A 25437-nucleotide genomic window follows, 5' to 3' on the forward strand; every position below is an offset into this window, starting at 1 on the left:
CGCGAGGGCGGCCAGGGCCGTTCCGGCCCGGCCGGTGAGCGCGGGGAGGGCGGCGGCCGCCGCGGCGGCCCACCAGGCGCGGCCCGCGACCACCCACAAGCCCACGTTGACGTCGCGCCGGGCGGCCCGGTCCGGCAGCGCCGCGGCGAACAGCGCGAGCGCCAGGACCGGCCGGCCCCGCCATGCCTCCCCCAGCAACCTGACCGGGGCGGCGACGACGGCGTTGAGCAGCACGAGGCCCGCGGCGCCGGCCCAGGCGCCCTCGGCCGCGACCGCGAACGAGGCGGGCCTCGCGGCCGGCAGTGTGGCGATCCCCACGACGTACGCGGCGGCGGCGACGAACCCGAGCGCGACCGACATGCTGAGCCACAGGTCCCGCCCGAGCATGGCCGGCACGTACGACCAGGTCGCGACGCGGCCGGCCTGGCGCACCGTGATCGCCACGACGCCGGCGAGCACGAGCGCCCCGCCGATCTGCGCCTCCCGCTGGAGGCCGGAGCCGAGCGCCGCGACCGAGGCCGCCGCCAGCGCCGCCGCGAGCAGCAGGCGCACCTGCCGCGACCAGACCCGGAGGGCGTGCCGGGTGCGGCCGGTCTCCCGCGGGTCGGCCTCCCAGGCGGGGTCGTGATAGGCCCGCGCCCTCTCCCAGCGCAGCAGGGCGAGGCCGAGGCCGACCCGCGCGGCCGGGTGGTCGGGCCGCCGCCGCAGGGCCGTCCGGTACGCGGCGGCCGCCCGCTCGTGGTCTCCCCTCAGCAGGGCGAGGTCGCCGACGAGAACGTGGGGGTCGGGCTCCTCGGGGGCGAACCGCACGGCCCTGTGGGCCTCCGCCCACGCCTCGCGCCATCCGCCGGGTGCCCGCCTCAGCGCGGCGCCCAGCCGCAGCCGGGCCGCCCACGAGCCGGGGGCGAGCCGCACGGCCTCGCGCGCGGACGCCACGGCCTCGGCGTCCCGCCCAAGCCGCTCGAGGGCGAGGCTCGCCAGGCGATGCCCCCATTCGCCCTGAGGATCGCGGCCGACCGCCTGGCGGGCGGCGTCGAGCGCCGCCTCCTGCTGGCCCCGGGACAGCCTCGCCACGGCGACCGCGCACCAGGCCCGGGGATCGGCGCGGTCGAGCGGGGGCGGCACCGGGGACGCATCCCATCCCTCGATGTCGCTCCCCACCCCCGCATGATCCGCTGCGGGTCCCGGCTTGCCTAGCCGCGGGATATATACCTATAGCTCTCTAGAGAGGCGGGCTCGCAGGCATTGATCCTGCCTTGCGCCGCCGTTCTGGCGATATGTGCCGGACCTCACCCGAAGGGCTGAGAGATCCGCTTCCGATGGCCTAAGCTGCCACGCATGTTCCAGCCGCCCCGGAGGCCCTGAGGGGCCTATGATCACCGTTGGGGTCGAGGCCGAGTCCGGCGCCGTCCGTGTTGGAGGCGTCGTGCGCGAACACCGGGCGAGCCGGTGGTCGGTCCTCGCGCTGCTCTGCTTCAGCCTGCTCCTGATCGCCGTGGACGCCACCGTCCTGCACATCGCGGTGCCTGCGCTGACGGCCGCGCTGGAGCCGTCGGCCGTCCAGCTGTTGTGGATCATCGATGTCTACTCGCTGGTCGTCGCGCCGCTGCTGGTCACGTTCGGGACGCTCGGCGACCGGTTCGGCAGGCGGCCGTTCGTGCTCGCGGGGTACGTCGTTTTCGGGCTCGCCTCGCTGTCGGCCGCGTTCGCCGGATCGGCCGGGGCGCTCATCGTCTCGCGGGCCGTGCTCGGCGTCGGCGGAGCGATGATCATGCCGGCCACCCTGTCGATCATCCGGCAGGTCTTCACCGACCGGCGCGAACGGGCGATCGCCCTCGGCGTGTGGAGCGCCGTGGCCGCCGCCGGGGCGGCCGTGGGGCCGCTCATCGGCGGCGTCCTCGTGGAGCATCTGTGGTGGGGGGCGGTCTTCCTCATCAACGTGCCCGTGCTGGCCGTCGTCCTGCCCGTCGCCGTACGGATCCTGCCGGCGTCGCCGCGCCGGACCGGGCAGCGCTGGGACGCGCTCAGCGCCGCGCTGTCGACCCTCGGCATCCTGGCCGTGGCGTTCGGGCTCAAGGAGGCGGGCTACGGCCACGCGATGGGCCGCGGCGTCTCCGGGGTCGTGTTCCTGGCGGGCGCCGGGCTGCTCGTCTGGTTCGTCCGCCGCCAGCGCCGGCTGGCGTTCCCGCTGCTCGACCTCGAGCTGTTCCGGCAACGGGGGTTCGCCACCGGCGTCGGCTGCGTGCTGCTGTCGATCTTCGCGCTGGTCGGGCTGGAGCTGATGCTGGCGCAGTACCTCCAGCTCGTGCTCGGCCTGTCGCCGCTGGAGGCCGCCGTCCGGATGCTGCCGCTCATGCTCGCCGCGATCGCGGGCGGCCTGGCCGCCGCCCACGTGCTGCAGCGGGCCGGGCTGCGGGCGACCGTCAGCGGCGGGCTCGGGCTCACCGCGCTGTCCCTCGCCCCCGTGCTGACCTGGGGCGCCGAGCCCCACGAGACGATGCTGACCGTGTGCTTCGCCGGCATCGGCTTCGGGGTCGAGGTCGCCCTGCTGGCGGCGTCCGACACGATCATGGCCTCGGTGCCCGAGTCGCGGGCCGGAGGCGCCGCCGCGATCGAGGAGACGGCCTACGAACTCGGCGCCGGGCTCGGCATCGCCGTCCTCGGGACGATCACCACGATGGTGTACGCGCCGGCGCTGGGCACGGTCCCCGGCGTCCCCGGCCGGCTCATGGGCGAGGCCAGGGAGTCGCTCGCGGCGGCCGCGCACGCCGCGAGCCGGGCCGGCGGCGCCCCGGGCGCGGAGCTGATGGACGCCGCCCGCGCCGCGTTCGTCACCGCGCTGCACTCCACCGTCCTCGTCAGCCTGGCCCTGCTCGCCGTGACGGCGGTCGCGGTGGCCCTGCTGATCCCCCGCCCCGCACCGCCCCCGGCCGAGGAGCCCGAGCGCGTCCCGGTCTGACCGGTCGTGCATGAGGGCGGCGGTTATGGGGAGATTGTCTGGGCAAGCCACCCCCCGTTCCCCAGAATGAGTAGCCGTGAAGAAAACCTTCCACGACCTCGCCTCGCTGGCCGCCCGCATGGGCGTCGGCGGGATCTTCTTCGCCAACGGCTGGCACAAGCTCGAGGCCGGCCTGACCGCGACCGCCGCCCAGTTCACGGAGCTGCACGCCCCGGTGCCCGGGTTCTGGGCCGCCGCCACCATGCTGATCGAGCTGGTCGGCGGCACCCTGCTGATCGCGGGCCTCGCCGTCCCCGCGGTCGGGCTGCTGCTGTTCGCCGAGGCCGTCGCCGTGTTCGTGCTCACGGCCGGCGACACCGGCCTGCCGCTCACCGGCGGGGACATCGAGCTGGTCGTGGCGCTCGGGGCGGCGTCGGTCCTGCTGGCCGTCGGCGGGGGCGGCCGGATCTCCGTCGACCACATGGTCGTCATCAAGCGGCGCGAGGCCGAGGCGGCCGACGACTTCGCGGCCGAGGCCGAGGCCGACGCGGTGATCGCCGCCCTGCGGGAGCCGGCCGAGACGCGGCCCGCCGCCTCCGCCTCCCCCGCTGCCGGCCCGCCCTCTCCCGCGCCCGCCGCCACTCCCCGGAAGGAGTCCCCCTCGGGACCGGTGACGTTCCCGGCGGCGACGCCCCCGGCCGCCGGCGGGAAGCCCGCCGAGACCGAGGCGGCCGCCGCGAAGACCGCCCCCCGCCCCCGCCGTACGAAGAGGGGGGACGGTGAGACGACCGAGAGCCGCAGCGAGGCGCCTCCCGGCACCGGACAGCCGGGTGACACGCTGGTCGCCGGCCGCCGGCCCGGCGCGAAGACCGACTGACCGCCGGAGGCCGTATTCCCCTGTCCGCGCGGCGCTTTGCGGGCTCCGGCCGCCCCCGGCCGGAGCACACCCCGGAGGGCCGGTCCCGGCGAGGCGCAGGGTGCGTTTCGCGGCCGGTCATGCGCAAGTGCGCACCGGCAAAATCACACGGCACAACAGGCAAAAACGCCATCATCGGCCTCGTCGGCATCGCGCTCGGCATCGGGCGGCAAAGGGGATCTCGTCCGGCCCGGCCCCGGGCATGCCGAGGCCCATCCCATGACACGGACTCACGCCGGGAGCGCCCCGCAAGGGGTCAATTTGCCTGGACGGGCTCCGGAGCGGCTGCCAACGATTGAGGTACGACCCGATCGCCCGATGCGGTCTGATCGGAGAGGAGTATCTCTATGCACGGCAATCGATTCTCATTACTGCTGGGTCCGGCAGTCCTCGGCGCCGTCCTCTGGCCGGCCGTGGCCTCGGCCACGACCGTTCACCCGACCGGCCTGGCGGCGGCGGTCCAGTCGCCACGCGCCATGGTCCCCGCCGCCTACGGCGACGAATCGGACGAGAGCGGCGACACCGGTTACTCCAGCCACCTCGGAGAGAGTCGGTACGGGCGAGAGAGCGTCAACGCCCAGGAGAGCGCGTCCATCGGCGAGTCGTCTCTCGGCGAATCGTCCCTCGGCGAGTCCGGCCTCCGGTCCGAGTCGTACCAGCCCGAGTCGTACAGCGGCTCGTCCTACGGCCGGTCCGAGTCGTACCAGCCCGAGTCGTTCAGCGGCTCGTCGTACGGCCGGACCGCGTGGAGCGGCTCGGAGGAGTACAGCCGGCCCGCCTCCCTCCGTTCGGAGTCGTTCAGCCGGTCCGCCTCGCTGAGCTCCGAGGAGTACAGCCGGCCGATCACCTACACGCGCACGATCAACTACCAGCGCCCGGTGACGTACACGCGCATGGTCAACTACCAGCGCCCGATCACCTACACGCGCACGATCAACTACGAGCGCCCGGTCACGTCCACGCGGATGATCACCGAGACGCGTCCGGTGACCGAGCAGGTCAGCTACACCCGTCCGATCTCCTACACCCGGATGGTCCAGGAGAGCCGGCCGGTGACCGAGCAGGTCACCTTCAGCCGTCCCGTGACGTCCACGCGCATGGTGACGGAGATGCGTCCCGTCACGCGCATGGAGCCGTTCACCCGTCCGGTCACGGAGACCCGCATGGTCACCGAGACCCGCCCGGTCACCCGGCAGGTCAACTACATGCGGCCCGTCACGGAGACCCGGCTGGTGACGGAGACCCGCCCGGTCACCCGGCAGGTCACCTTCAGCCGCCCGGTCACGGAGACCCACATGGTCACCGAGAGCCGTCCGGTGACGGAGACCCGCTTCGTGACGGAGAGCCGTCCGGTCAGCTACACGCGGCTGGTCAACGAGTCGCACACGGTCAGCTTCACCCGGCCCGCCCTGCTGGGCGAGAGCCAGTCCAGCGGCCTGAGCGAGCAGTCGGACTGCGACTGACGAGCACTGGCTGATCGGCAGATCAGGAGGGCACGGGCGGTCCCGCCCGTGCCCTTCCCCGTGCCGCGGCTCAGGCGGAGGCCTCGGCCTCCCCCGCCGCGGGCGCGGCGACGGAGGACGGGGCCACGGGGTTCTGGGCCACGGGGTTCCGGGCCACGGGGTTCCGGGCCACGGGGTTCCGGGCCACGGGGGACGTGGCCGGCCTCGGGACGCGGCGCAGGGGCACGAGCCCCTGGATCACGGCGATGCCCGCGAGCACGACCAGCGCGCCGACGGGCTGGTTCCAGGTGAGCCCCTCGTGCAGCACGACCACCCCGGACGCCGCCGCGAACACCGGGATCAGATAGGTCACGGTCGAGGTGGTCATGACGCCCGCCATCCGCTGCACCCGGTACAGGAGCAGGTAGGCGATGCCGGTGCCGAACGCGCCGAGCGCCACCAGGCTCCCCCACACGCCCGCGGGCACGTGCGGATCGACCAGGGCCACGCCCGCCAGCGGCGTCAGCACGGCGAGCTCGGCGGTGCCGGCCAGCAACTGGGCCGTCGCCAGCACGATCGGCTCCTCCCCCCTCGGGGTGATGAACCGGCCCATGTACGCCCCGCCGACGCCGTAGCAGGCGGCGGCGCAGAAGCAGGCCAGGCTGCCGATCATGGCGCCGCCCGAGATCGGCTGCCACACGCCGAGGACCACCATCACCCCGGCGAAGCCCAGCCCGAGCCCGGTCACCCGCCCCGCCGTCGCCCGTTCGCTGCGCAGCAGCAGCGCGAACAGCAGCGTGCACAGCGGCGTCGTGGCGTTCCAGATGGCGGCCAGCACCGAGGAGACGTGCTGCTCGCCGTACCCGAAGAGCGTGAACGGGACGGTGGTCAGCACGATCGACGCGACGGCGAAGTGCCCCCACAGGCGGGGATCGCGCGGCAGCCTCCGCCCGGTGGCGAGGAGCGCGACCAGCAGGGTCAGCGCGCCGATCGCCATCCGCCCGAACGAGATCTGGAGCGGATGGAGGCTCCCGAGCGCCACCTTGATGAAGAAGAAGCTGTTGCCCCAGATCAGCGCCAACAGGATGAAGGACGGGACCCACCGCCGCATCTGCGCCACTCCCTCGCTCGCGTGCCGGTAAGGAGCGTAATGCCGGATGGCACCTTAATGGGAGCGGTTTTCGTCCTCCAGGATGGAGCTACGGGCAACTGATCGGGGTGCCGCTGGTCGGTGCGGAAGGCGAGCCCTCCAGCGTCGTGCAGGTGTCCGTGCCGTCCCCGCCGTCGCCGCCGTCGCCGCCGCCCTTCGGGTTGTCGTCGCCGCGCAGCGTGTCCGCCCCGCCGTTGCCGTACAGCGTGTCGGAGCCCTTGCCGCCGAACAGCTTGTCGTCGCCGTCCCCGGTCTTGCCGTTGCCGCTGCCGAGCTCGTCGCCGTAGATGGTGTCCGTGTCGGCGTCGCCGTGCAGCCTGTCGTTCCCCGTGCCCCCGATGAGGGTGTCGGAGCCCTCGTCGCCGCAGATGATGTCGTCGCCGCCCGCGCCGTACAGCGTGTCGGCGGCGGAGGTCCCGTAGATCCAGTCCTTGCCGCTCGAGCCGTTCACCACCGAACCCTCGAAGACGGTGTAGTTCGCCGCGGCGGCCTGGGCCGCCGTCATTCCACCGCACACCACAGGCGCCGGGGTGGCGTACGCGGCCCCGGCGCCGAGGAAGATCCCGGCCCCGCCCAGCAGCAGTGCCGCCGCGCCCATGCCGGGCCGGACGCGCGTGCCCCAGTGTCTCTTCATGTGTCTGTCCTCCATCTCCCCGCGATGCGGGAGCCCTCAGGTCGGCCTGTCCGCCTGTACGGCAACGGTGCGCCGATCGCCCATCCGGTTCCATGCACAAATACCGACCCCGGCGCGTACTTCTCCTCGGACGCTGCTTACGCGAACTCCTCGCGCTCCTTGGTGGCGGACCGGTCGAGGCCGTCGTGCGTCCGCCGCCTGCGCCGGTGGATCGGCGAGCGGCCACCGTGTGATGGCGTGAGTCAGGGTGACGGCGTGAGGGGCAGGCAGAGCACGAAGCGGGCGCCCTCGGGACTGTCGCGGATGTCGAGCGCGCCGCCGTGGCTCTCGGCGATCTGCCGGGCGATCGGCAGGCCGAGGCCGGCTCCGCCCGCGTCCCTGCTGCGGGCCGAGTCGAGGCGGGTGAACCGCTGGAAGACCACCTCGCGCTGGTCGTGCGCGATCCCCGAGCCGTCGTCGAGCACCTCGACCACGGCCACCCCTCCGCGGAAGCGGGGGTCGTCGTCGCCGGCCGGGTTGCCGTGCTCGCCCCTGCGCACGATGACGGTGACCGTGGACGACGCGTGCCGCTCGGCGTTGTCCAGCAGGCTGGTGATCAGGCGGCCCAGGCGGATGCGGTCTCCCCGGACCGTCACGCCGGGCCGCAGGTCGCGAACGATCCTCCGGGAGGACCGCCGGTTCGCCAGCTCCGCGCCCACGAGGGCGCCCAGGTCGACCGCTTCCCGCTCGCAGGGCGCGCCCGCGTCGAGACGTGCCAGCGTCTGCAGGTCGGCGGCGATCGCCTGGAGCCGGTCCAGGCTCCGCAGCACGGCGGCGCCCAGCGCGTCCATGTCGACCTCGTCGGGCGCGAGCAGGGCGTCCTCGATCTGGGCGCGGATCGCGGTGATCGGGCTGCGCAGCTCGTGGGAGGCGTCGGAGGTGAACCTGCGCTGCTGCTCCAGCGTCTCCTCCAGCCGGTCGAGGGTGTAGTTGACGCTCCTGGCGAGATGGTGGATCTCGTCCCGGGCCGGGGGCACGGGGACCCGCCGTCCGAGGTCGGTGCTGTGGATCTCGTCGAGCTCGGACCTGATCGCGTCCACCGGCCGCAGCGACCGCCTGACGCTGCGCTGCGTCCCCTTGGCGACGGCCGCCACGGCGAGGACCGTGCCCCCGCCGAGCAGGATCAGCACGGGCGGGTAGACGTAGAAGGGCAGCGTGGGCGCCGCGCTGTAGACGGTCCAGTCGCCGCCGTCGCGGTAGACCTGCTGCGCCACGACGATGTCGCACCGGTGGTCGCCGAACACGTGGTCGCAGACCTCGCTGTCGGCGTTGCGCCGCGGCGCCTGCGGCAGGAAATTCGCCATCGGCGGCTTGCCCTGCAGGTCCCTGGTGGCGGCCACCACTCTGCCGTTCGGGTCGACCACCTGGATGGGGCGGATCAGGTTGGGCGACACGGGCGGCAGGGGGTTCACGAGCTCCCCCCGGTCGACGGAGTACGCGATGAGCTCCCCCGCCACGGTCGTCTCCCGGATGAGGTTCTGCGTCGCCACGCGGTGGAGGGCCATCATCAGCCCGGCGGAGAAGAGGATGCAGAGCACGGCGACCGTCACGCCCGTGAGAAACGCCAGGCGCGTCCGGACCGGCCATCGATCGGCAAGGGTCACTTCGGTGCCACATCGCATTCGGCTGCGCTTCGCCACAAAACTACTCCCCGGCACGTCAACGGCCGGTAATGCCGGGACGTGGCGGGAGGGACCGTTACGCCACGCCTTCGCTCCCGGCGGGAGGGCACGCCGGTAAAGGCCGTTCCGGATGGAGAAAAGGGGGCCCATGTGCTGTCATATGGAGGTATGTCGAGCACCTCGGGACCGCTGCCCGTGATCGATGTGAGCGCTCTCGTCGGCCCCGGCACGCCCGGGGAGCGCGCGGTCGCCGCCCGCCGGATCGAGGCCGCCTGCCTGGACAGCGGGTTCTTCTACATAAGCGGCCACGGCGTGCCGCCCGAGCTCACCACCCGGCTGGAGGACGCCGCACGGCGGTTCTTCCGGCTGCCGGTCGAGCACAAGATGCGGATCTCCATGGAGCGCGGCGGCAAGGCCTGGCGGGGCTACTTCCCGGTCGGCGCCGAGCTGACCTCCGGCCGTCCCGACCTCAAGGAGGGCGTCTACTTCGGCGCCGAGAACGACCCGGACGACCCACGGCCGCTCCACGGGCCCAACCTCTTCCCCGGCGAGGTGCCCGACCTGCGGGCGACCGTCCTCGCCTACCTGGACGCGATGAGCGGCGTGGCGCAGGGGGTCCTGCGCGGGGTGGCGCTGAGCCTCGGCCTGGAGGACGACTACTTCTCCTCCGGCTACACCGCGAGCCCCACCATGCTGTTCCGGATCTTCCACTACCCGCCCGCGTCCCCCTCCGACGACGAGTGGGGGGTGGGCGAGCACACCGACTACGGCCTGCTGACGCTCCTCCTGCAGGACGACAACGCCGGCCTGCAGGTGCACACCTCGCGCGGCTGGATCGAGGCGCCGCCCATCTCCGGGACGCTCGTGTGCAACATCGGGGACATGCTCGACCGCCTCACCGGCGGCCACTACCGCTCGACGCCCCACCGGGTGCGCAACCTGACCGGCCGCAGCCGCCTGTCGTTCCCCTTCTTCTTCGACCCGGGCTGGGACTGCGAGGTGCCCCCGCTGCCGTCCCGTCCCCTGCGTGACGGCGGCCGTCCGCGCTGGGACGGGCAGGACCTGCGGGCCTTCACGGGCACGTACGGCGACTACCTGATGGGCAAGGTGGGGAAGGTGTTCCCGCGGCTGCGGGCCGACGTGCTGGACTAGTCGTCATCTGTCAGGTGCAATCTTGTAATCAAGAAAGCGCCACAATGGCGGCATGCGCCTCCCCGCCTGGTTCGCCGAGCGGCACGACCCGGTCGCGGCCGACTCCGAGCTCCGCGTGTCCTCGGTCGAGCTCTTCTTCGACCTGGTCTTCGTCTTCACGGTCACCCAGCTCACGTCGCTGCTGGTGGGCGACTTCGGCGCGGAGGCGGGGCACCTCCCCGGCCTGGGGACCCTGCAGGCCGTCCTGGTCTTCGGCGTCCTGTGGTGGATGTACAGCGGCTACGCCTGGCTGACCAACACGATCCCGCCGTCCCGGCCGGCCCGGCGGGTGCTGATCCTGACCGGCATGGCGGGCTTCCTCGTCATGGCGCTGGCGATCCCGCACGCCTTCACCGGGGGCGGCGCGGCGTTCGCCCTCGGCTACCTGATCATCGTGCTGGTCCACGGCGGCCTCTACCTCCAGGCGTCGGCCGCCATCGCCCGGGTGCTGCCGTTCAACCTGGCGGCGACCGCGCTGATCTTCGGCGCCGCCTTCGCGCCCACGCCCTGGAACTACGCGCTCTGGGGGACGGCGCTGGTGCTGCTGTGGACCAGCCCGTACTTCATCGGCCAGAAGGGGTTCCCGCTCCACCCGTCGCACATCGTGGAGCGGCACGGCCTGCTCGTGATCATCGTGCTGGGCGAGTCGATCGTCGCCATCGGCATCGGCGCGGCCGGGAGCCGGCCGACCGCGAACCTGATCGTCGCCGCGCTGCTGGGCCTGGCGCTGACGGCGGCCCTGTGGTGGGTGTACTTCGGCGGCGACGAGGAGGCCCCCGAGCGCGCGCTGCTCCGCGTGGACGTGGTCCGGCGCACCCGCCTCATCCTCGGCGCGTACTTCTACGCCCACATCCCGGTGCTGCTCGGGATCGTGGCCACGGCGGCCGGCGTCAAGAAGGCGATCGGCCACGACCACGTCGGCCTCGGACCGGCGTTCGCGCTGGCGGGCGGGGTGGCGCTGTTCCTGCTGGGCGACCTGTGGTTCCGCCGGGTGCTCGGGCTCGGGCGGCGGACGGTCCGGGTGACGGCCGCCGCGCTGGCCGCGGCGACCACGCCCATCGGGCTATGGTCTCCGGCGGTCCACCTTGGCGCGCTCGTCGCGCTGCTGGTCGCCATGATCTGCGCCGAACGCGTCCTTTAGGCTCTCGACCACCACGGAGCACGTCGAGGGCGCCCCCTCGTGGGCCAGGTAGCCCGCGACCACCCGGCGCAGCAACTGCCGGAACGTCTCACGCTCGGGCTCGTCCAGGGGCTCCAGCAGGTGCGCCTCGGCGCGGTCCATGGCACAGGACACCTCGTCGAGCCGCTTGCGGCCGAGATCGGTCGCCACGACCAGGCGGTTGCGCCGGTCGGCCGGGTCGGGCCGCCGCTCGACCAGCCCCGCCTTCACCAGGTCGTCGACGAGGTAGACCATCACGGTCCGGTCGAGCCCGAGCTGGCGGGCCATCTCGATCTGGTTGCGCGCGCTCTCGTGCACCGCGGCCGACAGCACCTGGTATCCCCGGTGGCCCGACGGCAGGTCCTCCGACGCGCGTCTCGTCGCCGTCAGGTAGGCGTGCAGCGCCTGCCCCAGCAGCCATCCGAAGTCGACCTCGAGGCCCGGGGGGAGATCACACGCCAGCTCTTTCACATCCCCATGATAACTCTCGGCTTGACAGACGAGCTAAGTTGAAGACAGTCTGAAACACAGACAATCTGAACGAAAGGCGATCTGCCATGCCTCACTTGCTGCACATCGACGCGTCCGCCCGCGCCGAGGGGTCGGTCTCCCGCGACGTGGCCACGACCTTCCGGCAGGGCTGGACGGGCACGGTGACCTACCGCGACCTGGGCGCCGCCCCCCTCCCCCACATGGGGATCGACGCGATCCTGTCCCGGTCGCTGCCGGCCGCGGGGTTCACGCCGGAGCAGCGCGCGGCCGCGGCCCTGCAGGACACGCTGCTGGACGAGCTGATCGCGGCCGACGCCTACCTGTTCGCCGTCCCCATGTACAACTACGGCGTGCCGTCCACGTTCAAGTCGTGGATCGACCACATCCTCATCGTCGGCCGCACGATCGGCGCGTCGGGTGAGAGCCCGGTGGCGGGCCGCCCGGCGACGCTGGTGCTCAGCAAGGGCGGCGCGTACGGCCCGGGCACCCCGAAGGAGGGCTGGGACTTCGTCGAGCCGTACCTGGTCAAGGTGTTCGCAGAGACGCTCGGGCTCGACCTGCACGTGATCGCGGCCGAGCTCACCCTGGCCGACACCACGCCGGCCATGCACGACCTGCGGGGGCTGGCGGCCGACTCGCTCGCCGCGGCGCACGAGTCGGCCCGGGCGCGGGCCCGGACCCTCGCGCTGGTCTGAGCGTCAGTCCGGCAGGCCGTTGCGGGCGATGACGTCCCGGTACCAGCGGGCGCTGTCGCGCGGGGTCCGCTCCAGGGTGTCGTAGTCGACCCGCACCAGGCCGAACCGCATGTGGTAGCCCCGGGCCCACTCGAAGTTGTCCAGCAGCGACCACACGAAGTAGCCGCGCAGGTCGGCGCCCTTCTCCAGGGCGGCGTGGGCGGCCCGGAAATGGGACTCGAGGTAGGAGATCCGGTCCGGGTCGGCCACGCCGTCGGGCACGGCCGCGCCGTTCTCCGTGACCATGAGCGGGACGCCCGGATATTCCTCGGCGAGGCGCACCAGCAGGTCCTCCAGCCCGGACGGCGCGACCTCCCAGCCCATCTCCGTGGGCCGGCCGCGCGGGGGCTCCCAGGCGATCCCCCGGCTGCCCGGATACTCCGGGGCCCCCTCGGCCGCCGGGTCGGCGACCACCCGGCCGACCGTGTAGTAGTTGACGCCGAGCACGTCGACCGGCTGGGCGATCACCGGCAGGTCGTCCAGGTTCACCTCGGTGAAGCGCGACAGGTGGTCGAGGACGTCCGGGGGGTACTGCCCGCGCAGGATCGGGTCGAGGAACAGCCGGTTGGCCAGGCCGTCGACGAGCCGGGCCGGCCCGGGGTCGCCGAGGACCGGCGTGAGGTTGAGCGTGATCGATACCGAGGAGGCGCCGGCGGCGCGCAGGGCCTGGACGCCGAGACCATGGGCCAGCATGAGGTTGTGGGCGGCCGTGAAGGCCGCGGCCGGGTCGCTGACGCCCGGGGCGTGCCGGCCGGAGCCGTACCCGACGAAGGCGGACACCCACGGCTCGTTGAGCGTGGTCCAGGTGGCCACCCGGTCGCCGAGCCGGTCGTACACCCGCGCGGCGTAGTCGGCGAAGCGGTACGCCGTGTCGCGGTTGGTCCAGCCGCCCTCGTCCTGCAGGTCCTGGGGCAGGTCCCAGTGGTAGAGGGTGGCGACCGGCGCGATGCCCCGGGCGAGCAGCGCGTCCACGAGCCGGTCGTAGAAGCCGAGGTCGGCAACGCGTGGCCAGGCCACCGAGAAGCGGTAGGCCCGCAGGCCCAGCCAGGCCATGATCTCGACGTCCTCGGCGTACCGGTGGTAGTGGTCGCAGGCCACGTCTCCGGTGTGCCCGTCGTCGGTCGCCCCCGGGGTGTGGGAGAAGACGTCCCAGATCGAGGGGACCCGGCCGTCCTCGTGGACGGCTCCCTCGATCTGGTAGGAGGCGGTGGCCGCGCCCCAGAGGAACCCGTCGGGGAAGGTGGTCATCGCGTGCTCCCGCGTGTCGTCAGCCGTGGTTCGAGGAGGGTCGACTGGGGGACGGCGTGCCCGTCCAGCTTGGCCATGAGCAGCCGTACGGCCTGGTGGCCGACGTCCTCGGCCGGGATGAGGACCGAGGTGAGCGCAGGGCTGGCCCGCTCGGCCACGTCGTCGGGGCAGATCGCCACCACGGAGACGTCCTCCGGCACCCGGCGGCCGAGCATGCGCAGCGCCCCGAGCACGTGGCCGGCCGCGGCCTCGTTGTGCACGACCAGCCCGGAGAGCCCCGGACGCTCGTCGAGCAGGAGCTTCACGGCGCCGTGGACCTCGTCGAACGACTCCTCGCAGGGCCGGGCGTCCGCGTCGAGGCCGTGGCGCACCGCCGCCTCGGTGAAGCCGGCCATCGTCCGCTCGGCGAAGCCCGTGCCGCGTTCGTAGACCACGCGCGGGGCGCCGAGCAGCGCGATCTGCCGGTGGCCGAGCTCGGCGAGGTGGTCGGCGCACAGCGCCCCGGCCTTCGCGAAGTCGAGGTCGACGCAGGTCAGCCCCTCGGGGTCGGCGGGGAACCCGATGAGCACGCTCGGCTCGGCCAGCTCCCGCAGCAGCGGCACCCGGGGGTCGTGGATCTCCACGTCCATCAGCAGCAGCCCGTCGACGAGCGCGCTCGCCGCCACCCGGCGCAATCCGTCGGGCCCCTCGTCGGCGGTCATGAGCAGCACGTCGTGGTCGTACTGCCGGGCGGTGGTCACCACGGAGGTCGCGAACTGCATGAGGACCGGCAGGTTCATCCCGGCCCGCAGCGGGAGCACCAGGGCGATGACCTTGGCGCGCTTGCTCGCGAGGGCCCGGGCGCCCGCGTTCGGGTGGTAGCCGAGGGTCCGGACGCTGTCGAGGACGCGCTGCCGGGTCGTGGCCGAGATGGCCCGCTTGCCGCTCAGGACGTAGGAGACCGTGCTGACCGCGACGCCGGCGTGCCTGGCGACGTCGGCGATCGTCACCGTCCTCACGGGCGGAACCCCAGCGTGCTCACCGTGACTCCCTCGCTCTCGAACACCACATAAAGGTCGCGCACTCCCGGCGATCCCGCCAGGGGCGTGACGACCTCGACGAGGTCGTGCCGCGCGGCCGTCGGCGGCACGGTCACCGCGCCGATCACGTCCCCGCACAGGGGGTCGTCGACCCGCAACGTCACCACCCCGCCCTCCGTGCTCGACACGGCCAGCGCGCACGTGGACGGCCCGGCCCCCGGCCGGCCGAAGTCGGCGTCCCGGAAGGAGATCCACGCCCCCGCCCCGGCGGCGCGGACCGCGTCGCCCGCCTCCGGCGCCGCGTCGCACAGCACCACTCCGTCGTACTCGTCGTGATCGGCCGCGTCCAGAGGCCGGGCCGACAGGTCCCGGGGCGGGATCCGCTCGCCCGAGACCGTGAAGTGCGCCGCCAGGACGACGTCCCGCGACGACCGGCCCACCATCAGCTTGTGCGCGGCCTCCTCCACGATGAAACGGCCCCGGGTCACGTCCCAGAAGGCCAGGTCGGCCGCCGGCACCTCCACCGACACCGTACGGCTCTCGCCCGGCGCGAGGCGCACCTTGCGGAAGCCGCGGAGCTGGCGGACGGGCTGCTTGACCCGGGAGCGCTGCTGGTGCGTGTAGAACTGGACGACCTCCTCCCCCTCCCTGCCGCCGGTGTTGGTCACCGTCACCCGCGCGGTCAGCGTCCCGCCGGGGGCGAGCACATCGGCGGACAGCTCCAGGTCCGCGTACGCGAAGCAGGTGTAGCTCAGGCCGTGGCCGAAGGGGTAGAGCGGCCGGCCTCGGTAGTAGAGGTAGGTCGCGTCCGAGGCGATCACGTCGTAGTCGAACAGGTCGGGCAGCTCCGCCGCCGAGCGGTACCAGGTCTGGGTGAGCCTGCCGCCGGGGTCCTCGTCCCCGAACAGCACGGCGGCCAGCGCCCGGCCGTACTCCTGGCCGCCGTGCGCCGACCACAGCACCGCCGGCAGGTGCTCGTCGGCCCAGGTCACCGCGAACGGGTAGCCGCTGGACACCACGAGCACGGTGGCCGGGTTGGCCGCGTGGACGGCCCGCACCAGCGCCTCCTGCCGCGCCGGCAGCGCGAGGTCGGACCTGTCCTCGGTCTCCCGGCCGTTCACGAGCGGGTGGTCCCCGGCGACCACGACGGCGACGTCGGCCGCGGCCGCCGCGCGCGCCGCCCGCTCCGCGCCGCTCTCCACGAGCTCGACGACGAGCACGGCCGCGGCCTCCGGGTCTTCGACGGTGCCGACCACGCCGCCCTCCACCGCGACGTAGTGGCCGGTCGAGATGTTGCGCAGCACCACTCCCCGTGGGCGCTCCTCCATGCGGAACGTCTGGCGCACCTCCCAGCCGCTCGGGCCCGGCTGGTCGTTGACGAGCACGCCGTCCGCGGCGACGGAGACGTGCCGCCCGTTGGCCGCGGCGCGGAACGCGAACGCGCCCCCGCCCCAGTCGAACACGTCGAAGCCCGAACGATCGGTCCCCACCCACAGCGGGCCGCCCTGCGGGTCGGAGCCGGCCGCCAGGTATCCGGCCTCCGCCCGCAGGGCCACCCTGTCCACACCCTCGCAGTAGACGGTCGCGCACCGCTCGGACAGCCCGGCGAGGGCCGTCACCTGGTACGGCAGCGTGCCGCTGTACCAGTCCTCGAACAGCGCGTCGGCCAGCGGGCCGACGACCGCGACCGTCTTCGGGGCACGCAGCGGCAGGATGCCGTCGTTCTTCAGCAGCGTGATCGACTGGCGGGCGGCCTCCCGCGCGAGCGCCTGGTGCTCGGGGCTGTTGACCACCTCCTGCGTTACGTCGTCGTACGGCGTCGCCGGGTCGAGGTCGCCCAGGCGGATCCGGATCGAGAGCACGTGCCGCGCGGCCGCCTCGACGTCGGCCTCGTCGAGCAGGCCCCGGCGCAGGGCCTCCCGGATGTGGCCCAGCGTGGCGGACGGGTCGTCGTCGTCCTGCGTGAAGCTGTCCAGCCCCGCCCGGATCGCGTGCGCGTACGCCTCGGGCAGGTCCCTGTGATAGCCCTGGAGGCGGGTGAGGTTGCCCGGGGCGTAGGCGTCGCTCACCACGAGCAGGTCGCCGTCGACCCACGTCCGCAGGAGCCCGCCGATCAGCGGGGACAGGTGCGCCGGCCGGCCGTTGACCAGGTTGTACGACGGCATCACGGCCACCGCCGCCCCCGACTCCAGGGGCCGGCGGAACGCCCTCAGCTCGTACTCGTGCAGCACCCGGGGCGGCACGCTGCTGCTGCTGACGCACCGGTCGGTCTCGTTGTTGTACGCGAGGAAGTGCTTGAGCGTGGGAGCCGTCTTCAGCACGTCGTGGTCGCCGCGCAGGCCCCGGGCGTAGGCCGTGCCCATCACGCCGGTGAGCCAGGGGTCCTCGGAGTAGCCCTCCTCGTTGCGGCCCCACCGGGGGTCGCGGAGCGGGTTCACCACGGGCGCCCAGACATTGCGCCCCACGCCGGCCGGGTCCTTGTGGTGGAAGGCCAGCACCTCGTCGGCGGTCGCCTCCCCCACCTCGCGGACCAGGTCCGGGTTCCAGGTGCTGGCGAGCCCCACGGCCTGGGGGAACACGGTGGCCGGGCCGTGCCAGGCCAGGCCGTGCAGCGCCTCGGTGCCGGTGCGGAAGGCCCGCAGCCCGAGCCGTTCGACCGGGGCCTGGTACTGGTGCAGCAGGCCGATCCGCTCCTCGAGCTTGAGCCGGGCGAGCAGGTCGGCGACCCGCTCGGCGACCGGCAGCGCGGGGTTCCGGAATGCCGGGCCGGGAGCCGGATCGTTCATCGGGAGACCCACCCTTCGTGTCGAAGCGCTTCGATGACCTGCCGAGAAACGCGCCGGAAGGCGCGTGGAGAGGATCGGTGTGCGGTTCGGGGGAAGCGCTCCCGAGGGGTGTCGAAGCGCTTCGAAAACGATGCCGAGACGTTTCTGCTGTGTTAATCCGGACTTATCCGGAAGACTGCCGTTTCTTCCGGCTCAGGTCAAGACCCTTACCGGCGTCCCCCTGGGACCGGCTCAGTGCTGGGCCGGCAGGCGGCCGGAGTCGACCGAGTCGAGCACGCGTGCGGCGGCGCCCAGGGCGGCCGCGCCGTACCCGAGGGTGGAGACCTCCAGGCGGCAGCCGCCCCCGCCGGGCGCGAGGACCCGGGCGTACATCTCCTCCTCCGCGCACCGCACCAGCCACGGCGCGAGCGGGACGTAGTAGCCGCCGAGGATGACGACCTCAGGGTTGAGCAGGTTGGCCACGACGGCCATCCCGGCGCCGAGGTCGCGGCCCACCCGCTCCAGCAGCGCCAGGACCTCGGGCTCGCCCGCCCTGGCCCGCCGCACGACCTCGTCGATCTCCAGCTCCAGCTCCGAGGGCGACGCGTCGGGCGCGGTGCGCGACAGGATCGCGCCCACGCCGGCCACGGCCTCGAGGCATCCCCGGCGGCCGCACCGGCAGGGCGGGCCCGCCGGGTCGATCTCGATGTGCCCGATCTCCCCGCTGTAGCCCTGGCCGCCGCGCCTCAGCCGGCCGTCCATGACCACGCCGGCCCCCACGCCGACCTCCCCCGTGACGTACACGAGGTCGGCGGCGTTGCGGTGCGGCCCGAACCGGTGCTCGGCGAGGGCGGCCAGGTTGGCGTCGTTGTCCACGAACACGGGGAACCCCGGGTCCCGCAGCGCCTTGGTGAGGTCGCCGCACAGGTCGGCGTCGCGCCAGCCCAGATTGGGCGCGACGCGGACCGACCCGTTGACGTCGACCAGGCCGGGGACGGCGACGGTGAGGCCGAGCACCTGCCGGGCCTCCTTGGTCATGCGGCTGACCACCCGGCGGGCGATGGCCGCCAGCGCGACCACGGCCTGCCCGGCGGTGGAGGCGCCCCCGGGGAAGGAGCGCCGCCAGTTCAGCAGCTCCTCCCCCTTCAGGTCGACCGCCACCGCCGTGATGTAGTCGACGTTGACCTCGATCCCGATGGCCGCGTACGGCGAGCCGTCGAGCACCAGCATGGTCGCCGGGCGGCCGACGCGGTGCTCGGTGAGGCCGGTCTCGCGCAGCAGCCGCCGGTCGATCAGGTCGGCCACCAGGCTCGACACGGTGGCCTTGTTCAGGCCGGTCGAGGCCGCGATGTCCGCCCGGGAGCACGGGGCGTTCTCCCGGACGAACCGCAGCACCACGGCCAGGTTGGTCGCCCGGACGTCGGTGAAGTCGGCCGGCTGAGGTCCGTTGTGCGATGTGATCAATGTCAGCCCCGTTCCCGCTCCGGCCCATCATGCCGCATGCCGCGACCTCCCGGCGTGCGCCTTCGCCTTTGTTTGTCCACAAGACTAACTAAAGGAGCGGCCCGTTCAAAGCGGATCGGCGGGGCGCCGACGGCGCCGTCTCAGTCGCTGAAACGCGCCACCCTCCGCAGCTTGTTGACCGCGTCGAGCGCGGCCACCTTGTACGACTCGGCCAGCGTCGGGTAGTTGAAGACGGCGTCGACCAGGTAGTCGACCGTCCCCCCGCAGCCCATCACGGCCTGGCCGATGTGGATGAGCTCGGTCGCCCCCGTCCCGAAGACGTGCACCCCGAGCAGCGACCGGTCCTCCGGCGAGACGAGCAGCTTCAGCATGCCGTAGGTGTCGCCGATGATCTGCCCCCGGGCCAGCTCCCGGTAGCGCGAGACCCCGACCTCGAACGGGATCAGCGCGTCGGTGAGCTGGTCCTCGGTCCTGCCGATGAAGCTGATCTCCGGGATCGTGTAGATCCCGATGGGCTGCAGGTCGTGGATGCCGCTGACCGGCTCGTCGCAGGCGTGGTAGGCCGCCAGCCTGCCCTGCTCCATCGAGGTGGCGGCGAGCGAGGGGAACCCGATGACGTCGCCGACCGCGTAGATGTGCGGCACGGCGGTCCGGAAGTACTCGTCGACGGCGATCCGGCCGCGGTCGTCCGCGGCGAGCCCGGCCGCGCCCAGCGCGAGGTTCTCGGTCATCCCCTGCCGGCCGGCCGAGTACATCACCGTGGCGGCGGGGATCTTCTTGCCGCTCTCCAGGATGGTCAGCGCGCCGCGCGGATGCCGTTCCACGGCGGCGACGGTCTCGCCGAACCGGAACGTCACGGCCAGGTCGCGCAGCTGGTACTTGAGCGCCTCGACCACCTCGAGGTCGCAGAACTCGAGCATCCGGTCGCGCCGTTCGACCACCGTGACCTTGGTGCCGAGCGCGGCGAACATGGACGCGTACTCGATGCCGATGACCCCGGCGCCCACCACGACCATCGAGTCGGGCACCCGCTCCATCTGGAGGATGCCGTCGGAGTCGATGATCGTCTGCTCGTCGAACTCCACGCTGGCCGGCCGCGCGGGGCGGGTGCCCGTGGCGACGATGATCTTGTCCGCCGTGACCTTGAGCTCGTGGCCCCGCTCGTCGACCACGGCCACGGTGTGCGGGTCCACGAAGTGGCCGGTTCCCGTCAGGACGGTCACCCTGTTGCGGGACAGCTGGCTGCGGATCACGTCGATCTCGCGGCCCACCACGTGCCGCGTGCGCACGGTCAGGTCGGTGACCGTGATGTCGTCCTTCACCCGGTAGCTCTGGCCGTACATGTCGCGCTGCGTCAGACCCGTCAGGTACAGGACCGCCTCGCGCAGCGTCTTCGAGGGGATGGTCCCGGTGTTGATGCACACACCGCCGATCATGTCGCGGCGTTCGACGATCGCGACCCGCCGCTCCAGCTTGGCCGCAGCGATGGCGGCCTTCTGCCCACCGGGCCCGGAGCCCAGGACAAGTACCTCAAAATCGGTCACACGGTCAGTGTGGAGGCCATGCCGTGCGGCGGAAAGAGATTGCCCGCTTCACATCTCCTTGGGGACGACTCGTGAAGGAATGGGTGAGCCGCGACAATCCGACTGCAAGAGATGGACAAGCGGGGCAGGAGATTCTGGGCACATGTGGAAGGACACCTCGCGTTACCTCGGCGAGTTGCTCATATGGGAGATCGAGGACTACCTGTGCGCCCAGGCCTCCCGCCCGGACCGCGCCCGGGTGGCGTTCATCCGGCTGGCCGGCCGGGGCGAGGCGGAGGCCGTCGCCGCCGACCTGGAGGCCGGCGGCAGCTTCTACGCCGCCGCCAAGCGCGCCCAGTCGCTCGGCATGACGCTGCCCGGGGAGATGTTCGGCGTGGTGACCCGGGAGGAGTGCCCCGAGGTCTTCGAGGCGGTGCCGGGCACCACGTTCCCGCCCGTGCCGGAGGGGGACGGCTTCCTCATCCTCCGCCTGGTCGCATTCGAATCCTGAGCACCTCGTCCGGACGGCCCGGGTACGGGAGCCCCGGGCCGTCCGGACGAGGGATCGGCGGCGTGGGTCAGCGCGGCAGGGCCGCGACGACCAGGCGGCGGACCGCGGTCAGGTCGACGTCCTCGGCCAGCGTCGCGTCCTCGGGCGTGTCCTTGATCGCTTCCTCGACGTTGAGCAGCGTGCGCAGCAGCCGCGGCAGCACCGCCCGGTCGAGCAGCTCCTCCGCGAGCGCGGCGCCGTCCTCGCGGCCCATCGCGTACCGCTCGACGAGGTAGGCGCTCAGCCGCTGGTAGGTGGCGGCGAATATGGCGTCGAAGTACGCGTTGGAACTGCCGGGCAGCCGCTCGGCCTCGGCGATGCTCAGCCGGCAGGTCCGCACCTGGGGCTCCCACGTCATCAGCTGCAGGAAGCGCCCGCAGAACAGCGCCACCGCCTCCGCCGGGTCCTCGGCGTACGCGCCGGGAGTCCTCAGCCGGCCCAGGTACAGCTCGCGGATGAGGTCCAGCACCGCGAGGAACAGCTTGTCCTTGCTCTCGAAGTGCGCGTACAGCGACCGCTTGGACGTCCCTGCGCGCACCGCGACCGTGTCCATCGACGCCCGCTCGAACCCGGTCTCGAGGAACACGTCCTTGGCCACCAGCAGGATGTGGCGCCGCAGTTCCTCGCCGCGCCGCTGCTCCCCCCGCCGCCGCGGTTCGCCCTCTCCGGTCATCGGAGCGTCTCCCCAGAAGTAAACGGTACGGTAGAGTTTACTTGTTCGGGCATTCCATCCCCTGTCAATGGAGAGAGCGCATGATCGTCGTCACCGCTCCTACCGGAAACATCGGGCACCGGGTCCTCGACCATGTCCTCGCCGCCGGCCGGCCGGTGCGCGTGGTCGTGCGCGACCCGGCCAGGCTGTCCGCCGGAGTCCGGGACCGGGTCGAGGTCGTCCAGGGCTCGCACGGCGATCCGCGGGTCGTCGCCCGCGCCTTCGACGGCGCCGATGCCCTGTTCTGGCTGCTGCCGACCGACCACCACGCGGCCAGCGTAGACGAGGCCTACCTGGGATTCACCCGGCCGGCCGCCGAGGCGGTGCGCTCCTGCGGGGTGGGACGCGTCGTGAGCGTCAGCGCCCTCGGCCGCGGCACCCCGTACGCGGCCGAGGCCGGGCATGTGACCGCGTCGCTGGCCATGGACGACCTCCTCGCCGGCACCGGGGCGGCGTTCCGCGCGCTGGCCATGCCGTCGTTCATGGACAACCTGCTGCGGCAGGCCGGGGCGATCAAGGAGCAGGGCGCGTTCTTCGACGTCATGGCGCCCGGCGGCAGACGACCCCTCGTCGCCACCCGCGACATCGCCGCCGTCGCCGCCCGCCTGCTGCTCGACGACACCTGGACGGGACAGGCGGAGGTCCCGGTGCTCGGCCCCGAGGACCTGTCCTACGACGACATGGCCGCCGTGGTCTCCGAGGTGCTCGGCACACCGGTCCGCTACCGGCAGATCCCCCTGGAGGCGTTCAAGGACCGGCTCACCGGCTCCGGCATGTCCGAGGCCATGGCCCAGGCGATGGTGGACATGGCGATCGCCAAGGACCGCGGACTGGACAACGGGGTCGTCCGCACGCCGGAGAACGCGATCGACACGCCCACGACGTTCCGGCGATGGTGCGAGGACACCCTCAAGCCGGCCGTGCGGGCGCTCTGACCGGCCTCCTCGCGCGGCCCGTCGTCAGGCGTGGGCGCACCTCGGGATGGGACGCGGCCGGCGCCGGAAGGACGCCGGCCGGGAAGCCCAGGGCACCCCGACAGCGCCCGGGGCCACGTCGACAGTGGCCCGGGCGGCGCGCCGGTGGAAGCCGCGGCCCGCGCCGGCCGGGAGGCCGGGGCGCGGGACGGTCACATCATGCCGGCCGTCGTGACCTCCCTGTCGACGATGGTCCTCGCCCCGGACTCGCGCGCGCAGTGGGCGCAGCAGTACCACCGGCCGTCGACCTCCGACCCGTGGCCCACGATCCGGCACCCGCAGTGCTCGCATACCGGCGCCATCCTGGTGATCGCGCACTCGAAGCTGTCGAAGACGTGCACCGCACCCTGGCTGTGCACCTCGAAGCTCATGTCGTAGTCGTTGCCGCAAACCTCGCAGGTGGCCATGGTTCCCCCCGTTGCCTCGTAGTCCAGAAGGGTGCATACCCGTCCCCACCTGGGCGGACACCAGGGCCTACAGCTGTCCGAGCAGCGCCTTCGCGACGGACTTCGCGCCGGCGGTCGCCTCCTTCTGGTCCATCAGCACCGAGCCGGGCGCGTTGATGGGCGTCCCGGCGGGACGGTCGCTGCCGCCCAGCAACACCCAGATGACGGTCGTGCCGCTCCACGCGTAGATTTCGTACCGGTTCGACTGGGCCGTGTCGGTCCGCTGGCGGATGGCCTGGCCGTACGCGTCCTGACCGAAGCCGGGAAGCGTGTCGACCCTGCCCCAGTGGATGCCGCCGATCCCGCCGTTCGCCGTGAACTTGGTCTTGGACCGCTGGTCGATGAGGTAGTAGCGGGCCGAGTCTGCGTCCGCGAAATCGTGGATCGCGATCCGCAGGTTGCGCCACCGGACCCTGCCCTGCGCGATCGGCATCGCGTCGTTCCACCACTGGCACTGGGTGACGGTCGCGCCGCCCTCCCTGCCGCGCGCGGCCGCGCCCTCCGTCTCCGGGACGAGCGTGGCGGCGAGCGCCCGGAGCGCGACGCACCGCTCGGGGAGCGGGATGCGCGTGGGCGACGGCGAGGGGGTGGGGCTCGGCTTCGGCCGCGCGTGGTACGGCAGGGGCCGGCCGGACCGCCACGCGTCCACCGACCGCGCGAGCTGCCCGAGCAGCCCCTTCACCTCGCGCAGCGCGTTCGCCTCGGTGATCGACTGGACGGTGTCGGCGGAGAAGACGTCGGCCTCCTTGTTCTGCTGGCCGGCCTGGTACTTCACCTGGAAGACGACGTCCCCCACCCTGCCGACGCCCTGCCCGAAGGAGTACCAGTACTTGTCGCTCTCCCGCGTCCACTGGTACTGCGCGGCGGCCTGGTCGCCGATGCCGGTGAACTGCTGGGGGGCCGAGTAGTAGTGCTCCTTGTTCGAGACCGTGGCGTTGTAGCGGTACTGCTTGTACTCGCCGTCGAACTGGATCCGGGCCGCCTTGTCGGCCGTGGTCGTGCCGAGGGCCTGGTAGCGGGACACGTTCACGGTGATCTCGCGGCTGCGGGTCACGTCCTTGTACGAGATGTCGTGGTTGGCCCATCCGCAGGTCCAGCGGACGTAGCTGACGAGCGTGTCGTTGCGGTTGTCGTCGGTCGACGAGGTGATCTTCGCGTTGGGCACGAGCCGCTCCGCCTCGTCCGGGTCGAGCATCACGCACACGTCCGCGTTCGCCGCGGCCGGCGACGCGGCGGCCGAGTGGGACGCGGCGACGGCTCCGGTCGGGACGGCCGGCCCTCCCCCGCCGCGCGCGCTCATGAACGCGAACGTGCCGCCCGCCACCGCGAGCACCGCCACGACCGCGACGACCGGCGTCACCCACCCCCGCCGCCTGGGCGGTGACGGCTGGGTCGGCATCTGCCACAGCTCCGGAGGCGGCGGCGTCGCCCCCTGCCACCCGCCCTGAGGCGGCGTCGCCCCCTGCCACCCGCCCTGAGGCGGCGTCGCACCCTGCCACCCGCCCTGAGGCGGCGTCGCACCCTGCCAGCTCCCCTGAGGCGGCGTCGCACCCTGCCAGCTCCCCTGCGGTGGTGTCGCACCCTGCCACCCGCCCTGAGGCGGTGGCGTCCCACCCTGCGGCGGTGTCGCACCTTGCCAATCGCCTTGCGGCGGCCACTGCCCGCCGCCACCGCCCGGCCCATGGGGGGTGCCGCCCCACGGTGTCGCCTGTCCCGGCCATCCCTGCTGCGGAACAGGCTCGAAAGGCTGCGGGCCCGGCTGCGGGCCCGGCCCGTACGGCCCGCCTGCCTGGCCGGGCCACTGCCCCGGCGGGACCTGCGGCGGGTACGGAGAAGCGGGCCCCGGCCACGGCTGTCCCGGCCCCGCTCCCTGTCCGGGCCAGGGCGGCCGGCGGTCCGGCGGACCGTACGCACCGGGCTCGCCCGGCGGAGGTCCGTACGGACCGGGAGGAGGCGCGCCGCCGCCAGGGCGGGACGGCGGATCGGGGTCCGCGGGGGGCGTGTCCGGGCCCGGCAGGCCGTACGGCGGGACCCCTCGGCCGGGGCGGCCCTGAGGCGGGGGCGGCGGGGGCGGGCCGCCGTCCGGCCCGAGGGCTCCGTCGTCACCGCTGGTCATGTCGTCTCCTGGAGGGGGTTGGAAGGCGAGGAGAGGAGGTCACCCGAGCCCGGCGCCGACGAGCCGGGCCGCCTGCTCGGCCGTCCGCCGGTCCTCGGCGGTGGCGGGAGGGGTGCCGGCCCGCCGGTAGGCGACCTCGGCCACGAGGTTGCCGAGCCGGAACCACACCGTGGTCCCCACGGTCCCGGCGTCCACGACGTCGCAGGCGACCGCCTCGTCGCCGAGGCCGGCCTCGTCGCGAACGCCGGCGGGGGCCGTGCGGGCCTGCGCCGCCCGGCGCGCCGCGAGGTCGAGCGACGCCGC

Annotated in this window: 21 protein-coding genes and 1 pseudogene; 8 read left to right on the forward strand and 14 right to left on the reverse strand. The window is 73.1% G+C overall.

Annotation, left to right across the window (positions count from 1 at the left end; genetic code table 11):
* Nucleotides 1-1161 (reverse strand): annotated as a pseudogene (locus MPTA5024_RS29890) (hypothetical protein); the annotation flags it as partial.
* Between the two features lie 265 nt (nucleotides 1162-1426).
* On the opposite strand from MPTA5024_RS29890, the gene MPTA5024_RS29895 reads away from it, so the two are divergent.
* The 3 genes from MPTA5024_RS29895 (at nucleotide 1427) to MPTA5024_RS29905 (ending at nucleotide 5317) form a co-directional block, all read left to right on the forward strand.
* Nucleotides 1427-2959 (forward strand): MFS transporter, encoded by a 1533-nt coding sequence (locus tag MPTA5024_RS29895; protein WP_051458886.1) that lies wholly within the window; start codon nucleotides 1427-1429, stop codon nucleotides 2957-2959.
* Between the two features lie 76 nt (nucleotides 2960-3035).
* Nucleotides 3036-3815, forward strand: coding sequence for a DoxX family protein (locus MPTA5024_RS29900; RefSeq protein ID WP_051458835.1), 780 nt, complete (start codon nucleotides 3036-3038; stop codon nucleotides 3813-3815).
* A gap of 386 nt (nucleotides 3816-4201) precedes the next feature.
* Complete coding sequence (locus tag MPTA5024_RS29905) at nucleotides 4202-5317, forward strand: hypothetical protein (protein ID WP_036330555.1); 1116 nt, start codon at nucleotides 4202-4204, stop codon at nucleotides 5315-5317.
* Between the two features lie 70 nt (nucleotides 5318-5387).
* Here MPTA5024_RS29905 and MPTA5024_RS29910 read toward each other — a convergent pair whose 3' ends face one another.
* The 3 genes from MPTA5024_RS29910 to MPTA5024_RS29920 all read right to left on the reverse strand — a co-directional run bounded on the left by MPTA5024_RS29910 (nucleotide 5388) and on the right by MPTA5024_RS29920 (nucleotide 8669).
* Nucleotides 5388-6407 (reverse strand): DMT family transporter, encoded by a 1020-nt coding sequence (locus MPTA5024_RS29910; RefSeq protein ID WP_063794801.1) that lies wholly within the window; start codon nucleotides 6405-6407, stop codon nucleotides 5388-5390.
* Nucleotides 6408-6495: 88 nt separating this feature from the next.
* Nucleotides 6496-7080 carry a calcium-binding protein gene (locus MPTA5024_RS29915; RefSeq protein WP_157099803.1) on the reverse strand — a complete coding sequence of 195 codons (585 nt, stop codon included), beginning with the start codon at nucleotides 7078-7080 and terminating at the stop codon, nucleotides 6496-6498.
* A 242-nt stretch (nucleotides 7081-7322) separates the two neighbouring features.
* Complete coding sequence (locus MPTA5024_RS29920) at nucleotides 7323-8669, reverse strand: sensor histidine kinase (protein WP_051458837.1); 1347 nt, start codon at nucleotides 8667-8669, stop codon at nucleotides 7323-7325.
* A 240-nt stretch (nucleotides 8670-8909) separates the two neighbouring features.
* Here MPTA5024_RS29920 and MPTA5024_RS29925 point away from each other — a divergent pair, with 240 nt between their 5' ends.
* Nucleotides 8910-9893, forward strand: coding sequence for an isopenicillin N synthase family dioxygenase (locus tag MPTA5024_RS29925; RefSeq protein ID WP_036330556.1), 984 nt, complete (start codon nucleotides 8910-8912; stop codon nucleotides 9891-9893).
* A 52-nt stretch (nucleotides 9894-9945) separates the two neighbouring features.
* Nucleotides 9946-11073, forward strand: a complete 1128-nt coding sequence (locus tag MPTA5024_RS29930; RefSeq protein ID WP_051458838.1) for a low temperature requirement protein A — start codon at nucleotides 9946-9948, stop codon at nucleotides 11071-11073.
* Here MPTA5024_RS29930 and MPTA5024_RS44400 read toward each other — a convergent pair.
* Nucleotides 10996-11562, reverse strand: coding sequence for a MarR family winged helix-turn-helix transcriptional regulator (locus MPTA5024_RS44400; RefSeq protein WP_063794803.1), 567 nt, complete (start codon nucleotides 11560-11562; stop codon nucleotides 10996-10998). The two genes, MPTA5024_RS29930 and MPTA5024_RS44400, sit on opposite strands and share 78 nt — an antisense overlap.
* An 86-nt stretch (nucleotides 11563-11648) precedes the next feature.
* On the opposite strand from MPTA5024_RS44400, the gene MPTA5024_RS29940 reads away from it, so the two are divergent.
* Nucleotides 11649-12278 carry an FMN-dependent NADH-azoreductase gene (locus tag MPTA5024_RS29940; RefSeq protein ID WP_036330558.1) on the forward strand — a complete coding sequence of 210 codons (630 nt, stop codon included), beginning with the start codon at nucleotides 11649-11651 and terminating at the stop codon, nucleotides 12276-12278.
* 3 nt (nucleotides 12279-12281) lie between these two features.
* Here the strand turns inward: MPTA5024_RS29940 and MPTA5024_RS29945 are convergent, their stop codons facing one another.
* From MPTA5024_RS29945 to sthA, 5 genes are all read right to left on the reverse strand, one after another.
* On the reverse strand, nucleotides 12282-13565 hold the full coding sequence (locus tag MPTA5024_RS29945; protein ID WP_036330560.1) for a GH1 family beta-glucosidase: 1284 nt from the start codon (nucleotides 13563-13565) through the stop codon (nucleotides 12282-12284).
* Nucleotides 13562-14554 (reverse strand): LacI family DNA-binding transcriptional regulator, encoded by a 993-nt coding sequence (locus tag MPTA5024_RS29950; RefSeq protein ID WP_198167506.1) that lies wholly within the window; start codon nucleotides 14552-14554, stop codon nucleotides 13562-13564. Before MPTA5024_RS29950 ends, MPTA5024_RS29945 begins: the two co-directional genes overlap by 4 nt.
* 5 nt (nucleotides 14555-14559) lie before the next feature.
* On the reverse strand, nucleotides 14560-17370 hold the full coding sequence (locus MPTA5024_RS29955; RefSeq protein ID WP_036330564.1) for a glycoside hydrolase family 3 protein: 2811 nt from the start codon (nucleotides 17368-17370) through the stop codon (nucleotides 14560-14562).
* Between the two features lie 231 nt (nucleotides 17371-17601).
* Nucleotides 17602-18813 (reverse strand): ROK family transcriptional regulator, encoded by a 1212-nt coding sequence (locus tag MPTA5024_RS29960; RefSeq protein WP_157099805.1) that lies wholly within the window; start codon nucleotides 18811-18813, stop codon nucleotides 17602-17604.
* 140 nt (nucleotides 18814-18953) lie between these two features.
* The gene (gene sthA / locus MPTA5024_RS29965) at nucleotides 18954-20357 is read right to left on the reverse strand and encodes a Si-specific NAD(P)(+) transhydrogenase (protein ID WP_036330566.1); all 1404 of its coding nucleotides are present in this window, start codon (nucleotides 20355-20357) and stop codon (nucleotides 18954-18956) included.
* Between the two features lie 142 nt (nucleotides 20358-20499).
* Between sthA and MPTA5024_RS29970 the strand changes: the two genes are divergently transcribed.
* Nucleotides 20500-20847 carry a hypothetical protein gene (locus tag MPTA5024_RS29970; protein ID WP_036330568.1) on the forward strand — a complete coding sequence of 116 codons (348 nt, stop codon included), beginning with the start codon at nucleotides 20500-20502 and terminating at the stop codon, nucleotides 20845-20847.
* A gap of 67 nt (nucleotides 20848-20914) precedes the next feature.
* Here MPTA5024_RS29970 and MPTA5024_RS29975 read toward each other — a convergent pair whose 3' ends face one another.
* On the reverse strand, nucleotides 20915-21559 hold the full coding sequence (locus MPTA5024_RS29975) for a TetR/AcrR family transcriptional regulator (protein WP_051458839.1): 645 nt from the start codon (nucleotides 21557-21559) through the stop codon (nucleotides 20915-20917).
* Between the two features lie 80 nt (nucleotides 21560-21639).
* Here MPTA5024_RS29975 and MPTA5024_RS29980 point away from each other — a divergent pair, with 80 nt between their 5' ends.
* On the forward strand, nucleotides 21640-22533 hold the full coding sequence (locus MPTA5024_RS29980; protein ID WP_036330570.1) for an NmrA family NAD(P)-binding protein: 894 nt from the start codon (nucleotides 21640-21642) through the stop codon (nucleotides 22531-22533).
* A 191-nt stretch (nucleotides 22534-22724) separates the two neighbouring features.
* Here the strand turns inward: MPTA5024_RS29980 and MPTA5024_RS29985 are convergent, their stop codons facing one another.
* The 3 genes from MPTA5024_RS29985 to MPTA5024_RS42780 all read right to left on the reverse strand — a co-directional run.
* Nucleotides 22725-22979, reverse strand: a complete 255-nt coding sequence (locus MPTA5024_RS29985) for a hypothetical protein (protein ID WP_036330571.1) — start codon at nucleotides 22977-22979, stop codon at nucleotides 22725-22727.
* 67 nt (nucleotides 22980-23046) lie between these two features.
* On the reverse strand, nucleotides 23047-24417 hold the full coding sequence (locus tag MPTA5024_RS29990) for a hypothetical protein (RefSeq protein WP_157099806.1): 1371 nt from the start codon (nucleotides 24415-24417) through the stop codon (nucleotides 23047-23049).
* Nucleotides 24418-25173: 756 nt separating this feature from the next.
* A partial coding sequence (locus MPTA5024_RS42780; RefSeq protein WP_036330573.1) for a hypothetical protein occupies nucleotides 25174-25437 on the reverse strand: 264 nt, incomplete at its 5' end.

This window comes from Microbispora sp. ATCC PTA-5024, from assembly GCF_000511135.2.
Lineage (GTDB): Bacteria > Actinomycetota > Actinomycetes > Streptosporangiales > Streptosporangiaceae > Microbispora > Microbispora corallina.

Excerpts from the sequence above, each read along its gene's own strand:
- MPTA5024_RS29905 (WP_036330555.1), top strand. The coding sequence starts at position 4,202 with ATGCACGGCAATCGATTCTCATTACTGCTGGGTCCGGCAGTCCTCGGC.
- MPTA5024_RS29910 (WP_063794801.1), bottom strand. The coding sequence starts at position 6,407 with ATGCGGCGGTGGGTCCCGTCCTTCATCCTGTTGGCGCTGATCTGGGGC.
- MPTA5024_RS29915 (WP_157099803.1), bottom strand. The coding sequence starts at position 7,080 with ATGAAGAGACACTGGGGCACGCGCGTCCGGCCCGGCATGGGCGCGGCG.
- MPTA5024_RS29925 (WP_036330556.1), top strand. The coding sequence starts at position 8,910 with ATGTCGAGCACCTCGGGACCGCTGCCCGTGATCGATGTGAGCGCTCTC.
- MPTA5024_RS29930 (WP_051458838.1), top strand. The coding sequence starts at position 9,946 with ATGCGCCTCCCCGCCTGGTTCGCCGAGCGGCACGACCCGGTCGCGGCC.
- MPTA5024_RS29940 (WP_036330558.1), top strand. The coding sequence starts at position 11,649 with ATGCCTCACTTGCTGCACATCGACGCGTCCGCCCGCGCCGAGGGGTCG.
- MPTA5024_RS29945 (WP_036330560.1), bottom strand. The coding sequence starts at position 13,565 with ATGACCACCTTCCCCGACGGGTTCCTCTGGGGCGCGGCCACCGCCTCC.
- MPTA5024_RS29955 (WP_036330564.1), bottom strand. The coding sequence starts at position 17,370 with ATGAACGATCCGGCTCCCGGCCCGGCATTCCGGAACCCCGCGCTGCCG.
- MPTA5024_RS29970 (WP_036330568.1), top strand. The coding sequence starts at position 20,500 with ATGTGGAAGGACACCTCGCGTTACCTCGGCGAGTTGCTCATATGGGAG.
- MPTA5024_RS29975 (WP_051458839.1), bottom strand. The coding sequence starts at position 21,559 with ATGACCGGAGAGGGCGAACCGCGGCGGCGGGGGGAGCAGCGGCGCGGC.
- MPTA5024_RS29980 (WP_036330570.1), top strand. The coding sequence starts at position 21,640 with ATGATCGTCGTCACCGCTCCTACCGGAAACATCGGGCACCGGGTCCTC.
- MPTA5024_RS29985 (WP_036330571.1), bottom strand. The coding sequence starts at position 22,979 with ATGGCCACCTGCGAGGTTTGCGGCAACGACTACGACATGAGCTTCGAG.
- MPTA5024_RS29990 (WP_157099806.1), bottom strand. The coding sequence starts at position 24,417 with ATGCCGACCCAGCCGTCACCGCCCAGGCGGCGGGGGTGGGTGACGCCG.